Origin of the sequence: Pseudomonas sp. UBA4194 (genome assembly GCF_002379585.1) — a bacterium.
Classification (GTDB): domain Bacteria; phylum Pseudomonadota; class Gammaproteobacteria; order Pseudomonadales; family Pseudomonadaceae; genus Aquipseudomonas.
Genome location: NZ_DFUE01000018.1, coordinates 54,602 through 68,729 on the forward strand (window position 1 = coordinate 54,602; position 14,128 = coordinate 68,729).

Genomic DNA, 14,128 nt, shown 5'->3' on the forward strand with positions numbered 1-14,128 from the left:
TTCATGGCGACGCCTGTTCGCGTTGCAGCCCACCGGCCCAAGGCGCGAGCAGGAAGCTGAAGGCCAGCCCAAGGCTCACCGACAAACCGAAGTTACTGACCGCAGGGGTGCTTGACACGGCCAACAGGCCGAACGACAGCCAGGTTGTGGCCGCTGCGAGCAAGGTGCCCAACAGGCTCACTGCGGCGCCACCGATACGCTCGCGCATGAGGATGACGTAGTCGACACTGATGGCGGTCACCAGCAGCAGGCCAAACAGGCTGAACAGGGTCAGCGGTTGGCCCAGCCAGCCCAGGCTGGCCAAGCTGCACAGCGCCGCCAGCAGCGGCAGGGCAACCATGCGCAGCGCGCCGCCCGTACCGAAGGGACGCAGCAGCAACAGCACGATCAGCACGCACGAGGCGAGCTTCAATTCGGCGGCGCTGAGTTGGGTGGCAGCAAACACCTGATTCAGATCGCCGAGGCGGTCCACCAGCTGGACACCGGGCAAGTCCTGGGCGACCACCCGCAGCAGGTCGGCGTTGTTCAGCCCTTGCAGACTGACCATGGACGCCACGCCGTGGCCGCTTGGCCCTAGCCAGAGTGCGCGCCAGGGTTCGCTGAGCGGGCCGAGCAAGGCGTGGTCGATGGTTTGCACTGGCAGTTGCTGCAATTGGGCCAGTTCCGCCCGCAGCGCGGCCTCGGGAACGCCCAGCGCCACCAGCGGTTGCCAGTGTTGCGGCAGCTGGCCCAGGGCCTCGCGCACCCTGGCCTGGGCCTCAGGTGTGCTCACCAGTTGGCTGAGGGCCATGTAGCCGTGCAGCTTATCCATGTCCACCAGGGCGGACAGACGTTTGGCAAGCGCCTGATCGCGCTCCAGCAGTTGTTGTTCGTCGGTCCCCTGCACCAGAAAGAACTGACTGGTGGGCTGGTAGCCGGTGATCCGGGCGATGGCCTGGGCTTGCTCGAGCAGGGCCGGCGGTGTGCCGACCCACTGGCGGATGTCGTTCTTGACCTGCAGGTGCCACAGGCCGCCGGCGCAGAACACTGCCAGGAGCAGCAACAGCGCCGGGCCGGGCACGCGTCGCAGCAGGCGGGTGCGCAGATTCAGCAAGGCCTGGGCGACATTTAGCGGCCATTGCGCGGGGCGCACATCGACGCCCTTGAGCAGTGCCGGCAACAGGCACACCGCACACAGGTAAGCGCCTACCAACCCGGCGGCGGAGAATACGGCGATCTGGGTCAGTGCCGGGAAGGGCGTGAAAGCCAGGGCCAGATAGCCGATGCAACTGGTGGCCAGGCTCAGGCTCAGGCCCGGCAGCGTCAGGCGCAGCGCCGGCCAGCTGTGCCAGGGCTTGAGGCTCCAGCTCTTGGACAGGTAATGCAGCGGGTAGTCCACGGCCACGCCGATCAGGCTTGCGCCCAGCACCAGGGTCATTACGTGCATCTTGCCGAACAAGGCCACGCAGGCGACTGCGCCGAACAGCATGCCCACCAGCACCGGAACGAATGCCAGCAGCACCCGCCAGTGACGAAATGCCATCAACAGCAGCAGTAGAATGCCGGCCGTGGCACCGCCGCCCACCCAGGTGATTTCCCGGGAGGCCTCGCGCTGGCCATTGGCGGCATACAGCAGGCCACTGGCGGCCAGCAGTTGCACATGGCCTTGCCGAGCGTGCTCACGGGCAGCGTCGAGCAGGTCTGCCACCTTGAGCGGCAGGTGCATGTCAAACGCATCACCTGAGGTGCGAGCGCGCAGCAGCACCCAGTGGCGACCTTCGGCATTGGCCAGCAGGGCGCCAGTGGTCAGGTCCATCTCCACGGCGCCGTGCTTTGGCTGGCTGCCTTGGATGCGCCCGGTCAGGCCCAGCCAATCGTCTTGACTGGGCACCAGGCTGAAACCGGCGAAGGGGTCGAACAGGCTTTGCAGCCGTTGCTGGATGAACGCTTCGGGGTGCTCGGCCAGCAGCTGACGGTCGGCTGGCGCCAGCATGGCCAGACGGCCTTGCAACAACTGCGTGCGCAACGCCGGCAGGTCGGCCTGCAGGTTCCACTGTACCTTCTCGAACAAGCCGCTGGCCTGCCACTGCTCGCCCAGTGCTTTGGCCATGGCCACCGCGGCGTCGCGCTCCTCGCTGCCCACCAACACCAGCAGCTCCCGGTTCAGGGGTTCCTGCATGCGCTGTTCGGCACGCTGTTGCAGCGGGTCCTGAACGGCGCCGGGCACCAGTTCCATGAGGTTGGCCGACAACGGCGGCCCCGCTCGCCATTGGCAGCCAGCCAAGGCCACCACCACCAGCAGCAGGGCCAGGAACAGACGCGGTAGCAGGCGTTCACTCGGCAAGGTCGGCGCGCTCCGCATCGCTCAGGCTGGTAGCGCTGGTACTGGCAGGCATACGCAGCACGGTGCTGTCGCCCTGGGTTTCGGCCAGCTCGATGCGCTGTACATAGTCACCACCGCTGATGTCGATACGGGTGAACACCTGTTTGAGCAGCAGCGAGCGCGGGGTCAGTTGCAACGTCCAGGCACCGGCATCGCCTTTGAAGTCAAGCTCGAAGTCACGAGCCAGCTCGCTGCTGTCGCCTTGCAGCACGGCGAAGAACAGGTGGTTCTGTTGAGCGCCGGCGCTCTTGCCCGGCAGCATCTGCCAACCGGTGGCGTCGCGGCGGGCAATGCCGCGCGCGCTGATGTGGTAGTCCTGTTGCAACGGGGTTTTGAGCAGCCACAAGAGGCCGTAGTCCTTGGCCAGCACGAAGCTGCCCTGGCTGACCAGCGGTTGCGGCAGGGCGCGCAGGTGTTTTTCCTGAATGAACGGACCGCGGATCACAGCAGGTTTGCTCAGTTGGGTGCTCAGGTCTTTGAGGTCGAAGGCTTGGGCCGCAGGGGCGAGCAGGGTGGCGGTGGCCAGGAAAATTTGCAGAATGTGACCGAGCTTCATTGCGGGCAGAGCCCGCTCCCACACCGATCGGCGGAGCATGCAGTGCCCGTGCAGGCGCCACAGAATCGCTGGAACGCCCCTCATCCCAACACCCCCCCCACCGCATCCACAAACACCTTGGGCGAGGCCAGTTGCATCTCGCGGCTGGCGATCTCCACCGCCACCTGCACTGAACTGCCCCGGGTCATGCGCTCACCGGTCACTGCATCGCTGATCAGGTAATGGATCTTCAACCGATTCTCCCACTCCACCAGGCTCGCACGCACTCTGAGCTTCTGGCCGAACACCGCGCCACGCACGTAGCGCAACTGCAAGTCGATCACAGGCCACGCATAGCCGGATTCAAGCATCTGCGTGTAGTTGTGGCCGATGTGATCCAGCAGCGCGCAGCGCGCGACTTCCAGATACTTGACGTAGTGCCCGTGCCAGACCACGTTCATGCTGTCGACGTCAAAAAACGGCACCTGCATTTCGGTGTCCACATGCAACACCCCAAGGCTACGCATCGAACAGGCTCCAGTGCTGCTCGCCGATGCGCTTGAGGCACAGGCGCAAGTCATGTTCCAGAGCGCGGTCCTCGATGACGGGCTTGAAGTCCATCAGCAACTGCTCGTGCATGCTTGCCAGGGCCGGCGGCAGGGGGCGAGCGTCCTTGGCCTGGCCACGCATCCATACGCCCTGGTTGGCCGCCAGCAGGGTGGCGGCGGCGACCTGCTCGGTCAGCTCAAGGCTGCGCAGGGCATCGCGCGCGGCGATGGTGCCCATGCTGACTTTGTCCTGGTTGTGGCACTCGGTGGAGCGTGAGAACACGCTGGCCGGCAGGGTGTTTTTCAACGCCTCGGCGGTCCACGCGCTGGCGCCGATCTGCACGGCCTTGAAGCCGTGGTTGAGCATGGCACGCTCGACAGGCGCGCCGGACAGGTTGCTTGGCAAGCCATGGTTGTAGCGCACATCCACCAGCAGGGCCAGCTGCCGGTCGAGCAGGTCGGCAACGTTGCCCACCAGGTTCTTCAGGCTGTCCATGGCAAACGCGATATGCCCACCGTAGAAGTGCCCGCCGTGCAGCACGCGTTCGGCGTCGGCGTCGATGATCGGGTTGTCGTTGGCGCTGTTCAGTTCGGTTTCGATGAACCCCCGCAGCCAGCCCAGGCTGTCGGCCAGCACGCCCAGCACGTGAGGGGCACAGCGCAGTGAGTAGCGATCCTGCAGCCGATGCAGCGGCGCGGTCGGAGCGTCGATGGCCAGGTCCCGACGCAGCCAGGCGGCCACCTGCATTTGCCCAGGGTGCGGCTTGGCGGCGAACAGGCGCTCGTCGAAGTGCTCCGGGTTGCCTTGCAGGGCCACAACGTTCAGGGCCGTGATACGGGTTGCCAGCTTGAGCAGATAATCGGCACGGGCGAAGGCCAGGCAGGCCAGGCCGGTCATCACGGCAGTGCCATTCATCAGCGCCAAGGCCTCCTTTGGCCGCAGCACCAGTGGCGTCCAGCCCAACTCCCGATGCACGTCGACGGCTTGGCGGCGCTGGCCGCGAAACATCACTTCACGCTCGCCGGACAGGGTCGCTGCGACATAGGAAAGAGGGGTCAGGTCGCCGCTGGCGCCCACCGAACCTTCTTCCGGGATCAGTGGCAGCACGTCGTGTTCGAGGAAGCCATGCAGGCGCTCGAGCAGCTCGATGCGCACCCCCGATACGCCGTGACACAGCGACTGCAAGCGTGCCGCCAGCACGGCCCGGGTTGCCGGGGCATCCAGCAGTTTGCCCAGGCCGCAGCCGTGAAACGTATAGAGGTGGCGCGGCAGCGCCTCGACATGCTCCAGCGGCACTGCCACCACGCAGGAGTCGCCATAGCCGGTAGTCACGCCATAGATCACGCCTTCCTTGTCCAGCAACGAGTCGAGAAACCGTGCGCCCTTGGCGATGCGCTCGCGGTACGGGCCGTCACTCTGCAGCTGGCTCGACGCCTGGTGTTTGGCGACCGCCACAATGGCTTCGATGGGCAGTGCGGCCTGGCCGAACACGATCGGATCACGGGTCATGGGTTGTTCCAGAAAGGGTAGAAATTGAACCACTGGTGCGGTGCCTGCAGGCAGTGGTGGGCCAGGCGATCGGCATAGCGGCGCACCCACTCGGCGATCACCGCGTCGCGTTCGCCACGCTTCCACAGCACGTGGTCGGCGAAAGGCTCGAGGATCACCTGGTAGCGACCGTCGCGCTTGAGACAGAAAATCAGGTTCAGCGGGCATTTGAGCAGACCGGCCAGCAACCAGGGGCCTTGGGGGAAGGCCGCCGGCGCGCCGAGAAAATCGACCCTCACGTGTCGCCCGCCGTGCAGTGGCACGCGATCGCCGGCAATCGCCAGCCACTCGCCGCGATCCAGGCGTTCGCTCAGTTGCAGCATCACCGCCGGGTCCAGCTCGCTGACCTGAATCAGGCGCAGGTTGGTGGCACCGGCCTCGCCGAGCAAGCGGTTGAAACGCTCGGCGTGGCGGGTATGCACCAGCACGTTCATGGTGACCTTCTCGCCCAGCTCGGCCAACGCGCGGCACACTTCCAGGTTGCCCAGGTGCGCGCCTACCAGCATTTGCCCACGTGCTCCACGCAGTTGCCCGCGCAGGCCAGCGGGGTCGACGACCTCGATCTGTTCCAGGCGCAACTTGCCGTTCCATACATCGAGCTTGTCCAGCAGCGCATCAGCGAAGGCCATGAATTGTGCGAACACCGAGCGCTGTGTAGGCGTCAGGTCCGGCCGGGCGCTGAACCTGGCCAGGCGCTGCTGGTATTCGCGGGCGGCGTGACGCGCGCGGCGACCGAACACGAAGAAGTAGAAAACGATGCCGTGCAGGATCGGGCTGAGCACGCGACGGCCCAGCACCTTGACGCCCCAGGCTGTGAGCTTCATCAGCCAGAAACTCCCGCGTTCCCGATGCCCGGCCCAGTGCTTGCGGTTGAGCTCGCTCATGCCCGTGCCCTGCGCCACAGAATCACCGGCAAGCGCAGCAGCATGCCGAAGAACAGCTTGGTGTGCATTTTGGAAATCAGCGCGTTGTCGTGGAACAGGCGGAAATGCGAAAGGCCGTCGGTCGGGTAGTGCACCTTGGTCGCAAGCCAGTGCATGGGCTGATTGCGCCAGGCCAAACGCACCAGTATTTCCGGATCGAAGTCCATGCGCCGACCCAGCTTGACGCTGTCGATCAGGCTCAGGGTCACCGGCAGGGGGTACACGCGAAATCCGCACATCGAATCGGGAATGCGCAGCGACAGGCTGTTGATCCATACCCACACGTGGGTCAGGTAGCGGGCGTACAGGCGACCCTTTGGCACACTGGCGTCGTACTGCGGATAGCCGCAGATCAGCGCCTCGGGTTGCTGCCGGGAGGCTTGCACGAACAGCTTCACATCCTGCAGGTCGTGCTGGCCGTCGGCGTCCACCTGCAGCGCATGGCTGAAACCCAGACGGCTGGCCTCGCGCAGGCCGGCCATCACCGCACCGCCTTTGCCCTGATTGCGGTCCAGGCGCACACGCCAGACCTCAGGTTGCCGGGCAAGCTGTTCGAGTACCGTAGCGCAGGCCGGGCTACTGGCGTCATCCACCAGCACGCAAGGCAGGCCAGCCTTGAGCAGCTCGGCGACCACCGCGGGTACTGCGGCTTCATGGTTGTACACCGGGATGACCGCGCAAGGCTTATGCATCAGCGGCCTCCAGCACGATTCGGCCGCTGGAGCAGGGAGCTTCGCCGCTGCGGAAGGCGAAGTACAGTTTACTGCGCTCGGCATCGAACCTGAGGCTCAATTGCAAGGTATCGCCGGGGCGGACCAATTGCTGGAATTTGAGCACTTCCATGCCGGCGAACCGCGGCGGCAGCTCGAGGGTCTGACGGGCCAGTTGCAACGCCCACTGTACCTGCACCACACCGGGCAGTACCGGCGCCTTGGGAAAATGACCACTGAAATGCGCCAGATCATGGGGCACGTGCAGGTGCAGCAAGTGCTCGTCACCGTTCTGCCGTTGGTCGAGCACCTGCGGTGTCTTGCTTCGCTGTGCCAGCAGCAGGGCGTCGACCTGGGCCTGGGGCAGCTTGCCCTGGGTGTTGAGCGGCAGTTGGCCGAGCAGTCGCCAGCGGCGCGGCAGGGCCAGCGCTTCGCAGTGCTGGGCCAGGTGCTGGCGCAAGCTCTGGGTCAGCGCCCGTCGGCCGTGGCCGCGCAGCGCCTGCAGCCCTTGGGCGCTGAGTACCACCAAGGCGCCCAGGCTGGCCCGGTTTTCCTGGACCACGCCCAGACGCGCTTCGTTGACCCAGGCATGCTCGGCCAGCGCCTGTTCCAGCATCGGCAGTGAGATGCGTTTTTCTTCCAGCTTGACGATGCGGTCTACACGACCCAGCAACTGGAAGCGGCCGTCTTCGGCGAACTCAACCGCGTCCGCGCCTTGTTCCACGTGCCCGGCGGGCAGGTAAGGCGAGGCGATGCGCAGGGCGCCGTGTCCGTCCTGGCTCAGCTTGACGTCGGCGAAGGGTTGCCACAGCGCATCGGTCTGGCGCCAGGCGATGCCGCCGGTTTCCGAGCTGCCAAGGATTTCCGTGGGGCGCTGGCCCAGCCGATGCTCCAGGCTGCGGGCCGCTTCGGCGGGCAGGGCGCCCCCGGAAGAGAACACCTTCTTCACCGCGCTCAACGCTGGCCAGTCGAGGTTCTCACCCATGCGCTTGAGCAGCGCAGGGCTGGTCACCCAGGCAAATTCGGCGTGCTCGCGGCTGGCGCGCTGCAGGTCTTCGGGGAACGGCAGTTGACGGCGCAGGAACGGACGGCCCGCGCACAGCGGCCACAACACGCGGAACAACAGGCCATAGATATGCTGGGTGGCCACGCTGCCGATCAGGCAGGCGCCGCCCAGCTCCGCGGACCAAAGGTGTTGCAGCGCCTGAACCTCGTTGGCCAGCTGGCGCAGCTGTTTGTCGATGCGTTTGGGCTCACCGCTGGAGCCGGAGGTGCACAAGCTGAGCTGGCAGCGGTCCAGGTCCAGTGCGGCAGCGAGCAAAGGCTCGCCATACAATGCCTCTATATCCTCGGTCAGCCAGTGATCGACCATGCCCGCCCAGCGCTGACGGGTCTGCACTTGCAGATCGGCGGGCAGCAATACGCTGACGCCGGCGCGCCAGGCGCCGAGCAGGGCGATGGCCAGTTGCCCGGCATCTTCCAGATAAACGGCCAGGTGCTTGATTCCGCGCTGGCGCAGACCACCGGCCAGGCGCAGAGCGTGCTCGCACAGGTGCGCGTGGTCCATCGCCGGAGCGTAGGTGACCGCCCGGCCAGGCCGGGTTTCGAGCAACAGGTGCTCAAGATTCATCCATGTCATGCGCGGCCTCTTACGCGTTGTCGAACCAGCCATTCAGCAGCGAACAGCAGGCCCATCAGTCCATAGGCGATCAAGCCGTTGTACAGCGTCCACCACGCCAAGGGTGCCCACAGGGTCAATGCAGTGGCCAGCAAACCGTTGCCCAGGAAGAACAGGCTCCAGGCCTGGGTCACCTTGCGGGTGTAGGGGATGGCCACATCGGGCAGATCCGGCTCGGTCAGTCGGGCCAGCCGCTCGGCCACCGGCATGCCGTACAGCAGGCTGGAGCCGAACAGTGCCAGCATGAAGGTGCTGATCAGTACCGGATACCAGCGCAGCAGATGCGGGTTGTCGAGCAGCGCCAGCAGGGTACAGAACATCATGGCCGCCAACGCCATCCACAGGCTGCCAGGTTTGCGCTCACCGGTCAGCGCTCGGGCCAGCCACAGGCTGCCCAGCAACAGGCCGAACTGCCAGGGTGCAAAGTGCTCGAGCCCCCAGTACACCGCGAAGGGGTACAGCAGGCCGGCGAACAACAGCACCAGGCCGATCAGCCGGCTCATGCGGCCTGATTGACCAAGCGATGCACCGCCTCGACCACGTCGCCCACGGTGCGCACCGACCTGAACTCTTCGGCGGCAATCTTCTTGCCGGTCTGGCGCTTGATGTGGTCGATCAGGTCGACGGCGTCGATGCTGTCGATTTCCAGATCCTGATACAGATTGGACTCCAGGCTGATCTGCGCCGGGTCCAGTTCGAACAGCTCGACCAGGGCTGCGCGCAGGGTATTGAAGATATCGTCGCGGGTTTGCATGGTTCGGTCTCAGGCTGCCTGTCTGGACGTGACGAACGCCGCGAGGCTGGCCACGTTGTTGAAATGGTTGCGCGTGTCCTTGGCGTCGGCGTCGATCTTGATGCCGTAGCGCTTCTGGATGGCCAGGCCCAGTTCCAGGGCGTCTACCGAATCCAGGCCAAGGCCTTCGCCGAACAGAGTCTGCTGGTCGCCGATGTCCTGGGCGCTGATGTCTTCAAGGCCCAGGGCATCGATGATCAGTTGCTTGATCTGCAAGTGCAGCTCAGTGTTGGGGTTGCTCATCCAGGGCGAGCTCCTTGTTGAAGTAGTGATGCAGATGATCGTTGAGCTTGCGCGAAGCTTGGGGAGCGTGCCCTTGCGCCGCGAACGCCTGTGGGTCTATATCGGCGCCCACGCGAAAACTGAAGTGCGGACGTCGCGCCGCGATGCGGTACCAGGGCTCGGCCTTGGTCAGGGTGCTGGGCGTGACAGTGATGATCACGGGGGTTAGCACCCGCGCGCCACGCAAGGCAATGGCCGCGCCGCCGCGATGAAAGGCGGGGGCTTGCCCGGGCGGGGTGCGGGTGCCTTCGGGAAACAGGATCAGGCTCTGGCCGTCTTGCAATGCTGCGGCGGCATTGTCGAGCATGTCCAGGCTGCCGTCATTGCTGACGTAACCGGTGGCGCGCACCGCGCCGTGGGTGAAGGGGTTCTGCCACAGGGTCTGTTTGACCACGCAGTTGGCACCACGCACCAGGCCGATCAGGAACACCACGTCGATCAAGGAAGGGTGGTTGGCGATGATCATCTGCCCCGGGCGTCCGAGCTTGTGCGCGCCTTGTACCTCGTAGGTCAGCACGCCCGCACGGGCCATGAAACGGATGAACAACCAGAACAGTCGGCTGACCACCACGCGGGCCCGTCTGCCACGCACGGCGGGGTCACCCGGCAGGCAGGCCAGCAGCGGAAAGACCAGCAGGCGCAGGCACAGCCCGCCCAGGCCGAAGAGCGCGAAACTGCACGCGGTTGCCAGCAGGCGCCAGTAGTAGGCGTTGCGGCGCTTGGGCTTGTTCAATGGCTGCGTTGCCAGGTCCATGCGCGACTCTTCCAGAAGTGTTGGCAGGTGGACCGTTGCGCGAGCAGGGTACGCAGCAGATCAAGGGCATGGGGCCAGCCTTGTTCGGCCGATGCTTCGATTCGCGGGGGTTCGGCTCGCTGGGCAAGGGTCAGCGACCACTCGGTACCCGGCGTCAGCAGCAAGCCCACGGCATAGGGGAAGGGCACGTCGTCGACCCAAGGGGCATAGGCGGCCGGTGGCAAGTCTTCGGCCACCACCAGCAGTACGGCCGGCGCGCCCTCGTCCAGCAGCGCGGCGGCCTCCATGACGCCGTGCTCCAGGCCGTCGCCTGCAGCTGCCAGAGCAGTCATCTCGCTGGTGGAGCCGCGCATGATCGACCACAGGCCGATCACTGCGTTGTGTACCGACAGGCTGAACTGCGTGGGCGACAGCGGCTGCTCGGCGGCCAGGTCGCTGAGGATGTCGAAGGTGCGCGGGGTTTCGCCGTGGCGGGAGACGAACACGAAGGGCAGGTCGCTCGAACCTTCGGCCAGTGGCCAGCCGACATGAAAGGCCATGCGCGCCATGCGACTCAGGCGTCGGCGCTGCATGGCCGGCAGAAAAGACACGTCAGGCGCGGCGTCAATGTCAGGTGACGGGGGCTGCGGCGTCGTCAGGGTGCTCCAGCGTTGCCAGTCGTGCGCCGACGACAGCCCAGGCGCCCAGGCTCGCCATTGTGCGATATTGAATGTCATTACAGTGCTCGTTCCCGCCCTGTGTGCAGGGCTTCCATTCCATGGTGTCGATTGGGGATAGCGTCGACTCTGGCATGGTGCAGTGTCTGAGGGCGCGCATTATCCCGGTGGGGCGTGGTGGGTGCAAACAATGCTTGCAGGTTTGCCCTGCGAACGCGCTGATTCTGCGCATGAATGCCGCAAGCCAGGCGCCCGCACCAGCGCTGCTGATGAAGGAGCAAGATTGCATGGCGCGGAATGTATCGAAAACCCTACTCAGAGGCGAGGGTATGTATCTGAAGGTCTTGTAGGAAAAAGATGTGCGGTTTTGGAGAATCCACTGGCCTTGGCATGAATGACTTGAAATCGATAGCCCCGTGCGCTAGCTAAATTCACACAGCGGCCACTACACTCGAGGTTTTACCGCTCACGGAGGGCTTTACATGCGGCGCGTGGTGTTCAATCAGAAAGGCGGGGTGGGCAAGTCCAGCATCGCCTGCAACCTGGCGGCCGTCAGTGCGAACGAAGGCTTTCGCACGCTGTTGATCGACCTCGATGCCCAAGCCAACTCCACCCAGTACCTCACCGGGCTGACCGGGGATGACATTCCCATGGGGATCGCCGATTTCTTCAAGCAGACGTTGTCGTCCGGGCCGTTTTCCAAGAAGGGCAAGGTCGACATCTACGAGACCCCCTACGACAACCTGCATGTGGTGACGGCAACCGCCGAGTTGGCCGATTTGCAGCCCAAGCTGGAGGCCAAACACAAGATCAACAAACTGCGCAAGTTGCTCGACGAACTCAGTGAGGACTACGAGCGTATCTATATCGATACCCCGCCAGCGCTTAACTTCTACGCCGTTTCAGCATTGATCGCGGCCGATCGGGTGTTGATTCCCTTCGACTGCGACAGCTTTTCCCGGCACGCGCTGTATGGGCTGATGGCCGAGATCGAGGAATTGAAGGAAGACCACAACGAAGCACTGGAAGTGGAAGGCATCGTGGTCAATCAGTTCCAGCCCCGCGCCAGCCTGCCTCAGCAGATGCTCGATGAATTGATTGCCGAAGGCTTGCCGGTGCTACCGGTGTATCTGGGCAGCTCGGTGAAAATGCGCGAGTCCCACGAACGCAACATGCCGTTGATTCACCTGGATCCGAGGCACAAGCTGACGTTGCAGTTCGTGGAGTTGCATGGTTTGCTGGAGCAGCGCTAGGGCGGGGGCAGGAGGTTCAGGGATCGCCCTGGGCCAATACCGCGATCCGCTTTGGCGCCTGCTTCAGGGCGATCCCCGCAACAGCGAGCACCGTTTCAAGACGCGACTTTTTCCAGTTCATGCTCAAGGCTACGCTGCACGAATTGATTGATGCTGACACCAAGCGCAGCAGCGGCTTCACTGATCTGGGCATGCAGGCTTTCAGGTAGCCTTAGCTGAAACTTTCCCGAGTAGTTCTTGATAGGGTCAATGCCTTCTTCGGCACAAACCTCGAGGAAGACTTTCAGGGATTGCGCACCTTCGACCCGTAACGCGTTGACGCTATCGGCATAGAAGTCTGCCCCACAGTTGAGGTTTATGAATTCGCCTCTGAACAACCCCGCCTGCGAGTCGTACTGAATGACCGCTTTGTGGCCGTCGATGATCATGATGTTGTTCATGGTGTGACCCCATTTTTCAGTGAGCAACGATAATGCCCCAAGAGCCTGGCGCGGGTCAGTCAGCTGGATCGGCGCTGGATGTAGGTCGTTTCCGGATATGGGTCGGGCCTGCTGTGGCGTTGAGGCCAATATCGCTCGGAGTAGCCCTTGGCGGAGATCTGGCGGGCCCTTCGCGGGCGGGCCCGCCCCTCAAGACGAACAACTGATCTCCAGGTGCTTGCCCCATTCCGGCGGCCGTTGCGCATAGGTTTCCATGCCCGGCTGTTCGGTAAAGGGAGTACTCAGCACCTGGTGCAGTCGCCGCACCTCGTCATAATCCCCGGCTTCGGCGGCATCGATGGCGTTCTGTGCCAGATAGTTGCGCAGGATATACAGCGGGTTCACCGTGTTCATGCGCTCGGTCCGGCCCTGTACCACGTCGCGGTTCATACGGGCCTGATAGTCCGCCGCCCAGGCGTCGAAGCCGAGCATGTCGACGAAGTCGTCACGCAGCACCGCGAGCGAGCCTTCTTCGCCCAGCCGGCGGAAGAACAGGGTGTAATCCACACCACTGTTCTGCATCAGCGCCAGCAACCGCTCCACCAGCACCTTGTCGCCGTCTTCGGCCAGGGTGAAGCCCAGCCGCCGGCGCATCAGGTCCAGGTAGGCCGCCTCGTACAGCGGCAAGAACAACCCCAGCGCTTCACGCAACGCCTCCACACCGATGAACGGCGTCAACGCCTGGGCCAGTGCGCTCAGGTTCCAGTGGGCAATCGGCACCTGATTGCTGAAGCTGTAACGCCCCTCATGGTCGGAGTGGTTGCAGATGAAATTCGCATCGAAATCATCCAGAAACGCAAACGGTCCGAAGTCGAAGGTGATGCCCAGAATCGACATGTTGTCGGTGTTCATCACGCCATGACAGAAGCCATAGGCCTGCCACTTGGCGATCAGCTCGGCATTGCGCTCGACGATCTCGCGGAACATGTCCAGGTAAGGCTCGGGCTGCGTCAGGCAGCCGGGAAAATGCTGGGCCAGCACATGCTCGCCGAGCTGCTTCTGCAGTTCGGGCTGTCGGGTGTAATAGAAATATTCGAAATGGCCGAAGCGGATATGACTCGGCGCCAGGCGCAGCACCATGGCCGCGCGTTCCTGCTTCTCGCGCCACACCGGGGTGTCCGACGCCACCACGCTGAGCGCCCGGCTGCTGGGAATACCCAGGGCATGCAAGGCTTCGGAGGCCAGGAACTCGCGGATCGAGGAGCGCAATACCGCGCGGCCATCGCCCATGCGCGAGTAGGGCGTCTGCCCGGCACCCTTGAGGTGCAGGTCCCAGTGCTGGCCGGCGTCGTTGTACACCTCGCCCAGCAGCAGCCCGCGGCCGTCGCCCAACTGGGGATTGTAATGGCCGAACTGATGACCCGAATAGATCATCGCCCGTGGCTGGGCCTCGCTCCACAGCTTGTGGCCGCTGAACAGCTCGGCGAACACGGCGGTGTCGGCGCAGCTGGGGTCCAGATCCAGCAAGGCCATGGCCGCTTCACTGGCCACCACCAGCCTGGGGTTGTCGATGGGCGCTGGCAGCACCTCGGTGGAGAACGCATCGCCCAAGCGGGCGAAGCGGTTGTCGAAGGTCAGTTCGTCGAGGCCTTTCAAGGCGTTCTCC

The 14,128-nt window shown here is 64.3% G+C and carries 15 protein-coding genes; 1 reads left to right on the forward strand and 14 read right to left on the reverse strand.

Going from position 1 to position 14,128, the window contains the following annotated elements:
* Position 1: 1 nt before the first annotated feature.
* From B3397_RS04740 to B3397_RS04795, 12 genes are all read right to left on the reverse strand, one after another.
* Positions 2 to 2,341 carry an MMPL family transporter gene (locus B3397_RS04740; protein WP_296247757.1) on the reverse strand — a complete coding sequence of 780 codons (2,340 nt, stop codon included), beginning with the start codon at positions 2,339 to 2,341 and terminating at the stop codon, positions 2 to 4.
* Positions 2,313 to 2,918, reverse strand: a complete 606-nt coding sequence (locus B3397_RS04745) for an outer membrane lipoprotein carrier protein LolA (protein WP_296247758.1) — start codon at positions 2,916 to 2,918, stop codon at positions 2,313 to 2,315. Before B3397_RS04745 ends, B3397_RS04740 begins: the two co-directional genes overlap by 29 nt.
* An 80-nt stretch (positions 2,919 to 2,998) precedes the next feature.
* Positions 2,999 to 3,424: an acyl-CoA thioesterase gene (locus B3397_RS04750; protein ID WP_296247759.1), complete on the reverse strand. Its 426-nt coding sequence runs from the start codon at positions 3,422 to 3,424 to the stop codon at positions 2,999 to 3,001.
* Positions 3,417 to 4,955: an HAL/PAL/TAL family ammonia-lyase gene (locus B3397_RS04755; RefSeq protein WP_414704344.1), complete on the reverse strand. Its 1,539-nt coding sequence runs from the start codon at positions 4,953 to 4,955 to the stop codon at positions 3,417 to 3,419. Before B3397_RS04755 ends, B3397_RS04750 begins: the two co-directional genes overlap by 8 nt.
* A complete protein-coding gene (locus B3397_RS04760; RefSeq protein ID WP_296247760.1) occupies positions 4,952 to 5,878 on the reverse strand; it encodes a glycosyl transferase in 927 nt (308 codons plus the stop codon). Before B3397_RS04760 ends, B3397_RS04755 begins: the two co-directional genes overlap by 4 nt.
* Positions 5,875 to 6,609, reverse strand: coding sequence for a glycosyltransferase family 2 protein (locus B3397_RS04765; RefSeq protein WP_296247761.1), 735 nt, complete (start codon positions 6,607 to 6,609; stop codon positions 5,875 to 5,877). Before B3397_RS04765 ends, B3397_RS04760 begins: the two co-directional genes overlap by 4 nt.
* Entirely contained in the window at positions 6,602 to 8,266 is a 1,665-nt protein-coding gene (locus tag B3397_RS04770; RefSeq protein WP_296247762.1) for an AMP-binding protein, read from the reverse strand. The genes B3397_RS04765 and B3397_RS04770 overlap by 8 nt, the downstream gene beginning before the upstream one ends.
* Positions 8,263 to 8,808 (reverse strand): hypothetical protein, encoded by a 546-nt coding sequence (locus B3397_RS04775; protein ID WP_296247764.1) that lies wholly within the window; start codon positions 8,806 to 8,808, stop codon positions 8,263 to 8,265. The genes B3397_RS04770 and B3397_RS04775 overlap by 4 nt, the downstream gene beginning before the upstream one ends.
* Entirely contained in the window at positions 8,805 to 9,059 is a 255-nt protein-coding gene (locus tag B3397_RS04780; protein WP_296247766.1) for an acyl carrier protein, read from the reverse strand. Before B3397_RS04780 ends, B3397_RS04775 begins: the two co-directional genes overlap by 4 nt.
* 9 nt (positions 9,060 to 9,068) lie before the next feature.
* Positions 9,069 to 9,341, reverse strand: coding sequence for a phosphopantetheine-binding protein (locus tag B3397_RS04785; RefSeq protein ID WP_296247767.1), 273 nt, complete (start codon positions 9,339 to 9,341; stop codon positions 9,069 to 9,071).
* Complete coding sequence (locus tag B3397_RS04790; protein ID WP_296247768.1) at positions 9,322 to 10,134, reverse strand: lysophospholipid acyltransferase family protein; 813 nt, start codon at positions 10,132 to 10,134, stop codon at positions 9,322 to 9,324. The genes B3397_RS04785 and B3397_RS04790 overlap by 20 nt, the downstream gene beginning before the upstream one ends.
* Positions 10,110 to 10,850 (reverse strand): beta-ketoacyl synthase chain length factor, encoded by a 741-nt coding sequence (locus tag B3397_RS04795; RefSeq protein ID WP_296247769.1) that lies wholly within the window; start codon positions 10,848 to 10,850, stop codon positions 10,110 to 10,112. The genes B3397_RS04790 and B3397_RS04795 overlap by 25 nt, the downstream gene beginning before the upstream one ends.
* 422 nt (positions 10,851 to 11,272) lie before the next feature.
* Here B3397_RS04795 and B3397_RS04800 point away from each other — a divergent pair, with 422 nt between their 5' ends.
* The gene (locus tag B3397_RS04800) at positions 11,273 to 12,043 is read left to right on the forward strand and encodes a ParA family protein (RefSeq protein WP_296247770.1); all 771 of its coding nucleotides are present in this window, start codon (positions 11,273 to 11,275) and stop codon (positions 12,041 to 12,043) included.
* Between the two features lie 95 nt (positions 12,044 to 12,138).
* On the opposite strand, the gene B3397_RS04805 is transcribed toward B3397_RS04800, so the two are convergent.
* Positions 12,139 to 12,483 carry a type II toxin-antitoxin system HicB family antitoxin gene (locus tag B3397_RS04805; protein WP_296247771.1) on the reverse strand — a complete coding sequence of 115 codons (345 nt, stop codon included), beginning with the start codon at positions 12,481 to 12,483 and terminating at the stop codon, positions 12,139 to 12,141.
* A gap of 189 nt (positions 12,484 to 12,672) precedes the next feature.
* Positions 12,673 to 14,118, reverse strand: coding sequence for a protein adenylyltransferase SelO (selO, locus tag B3397_RS04810; RefSeq protein WP_296247772.1), 1,446 nt, complete (start codon positions 14,116 to 14,118; stop codon positions 12,673 to 12,675).
* Between the last annotated feature and the right edge of the window lie 10 nt (positions 14,119 to 14,128).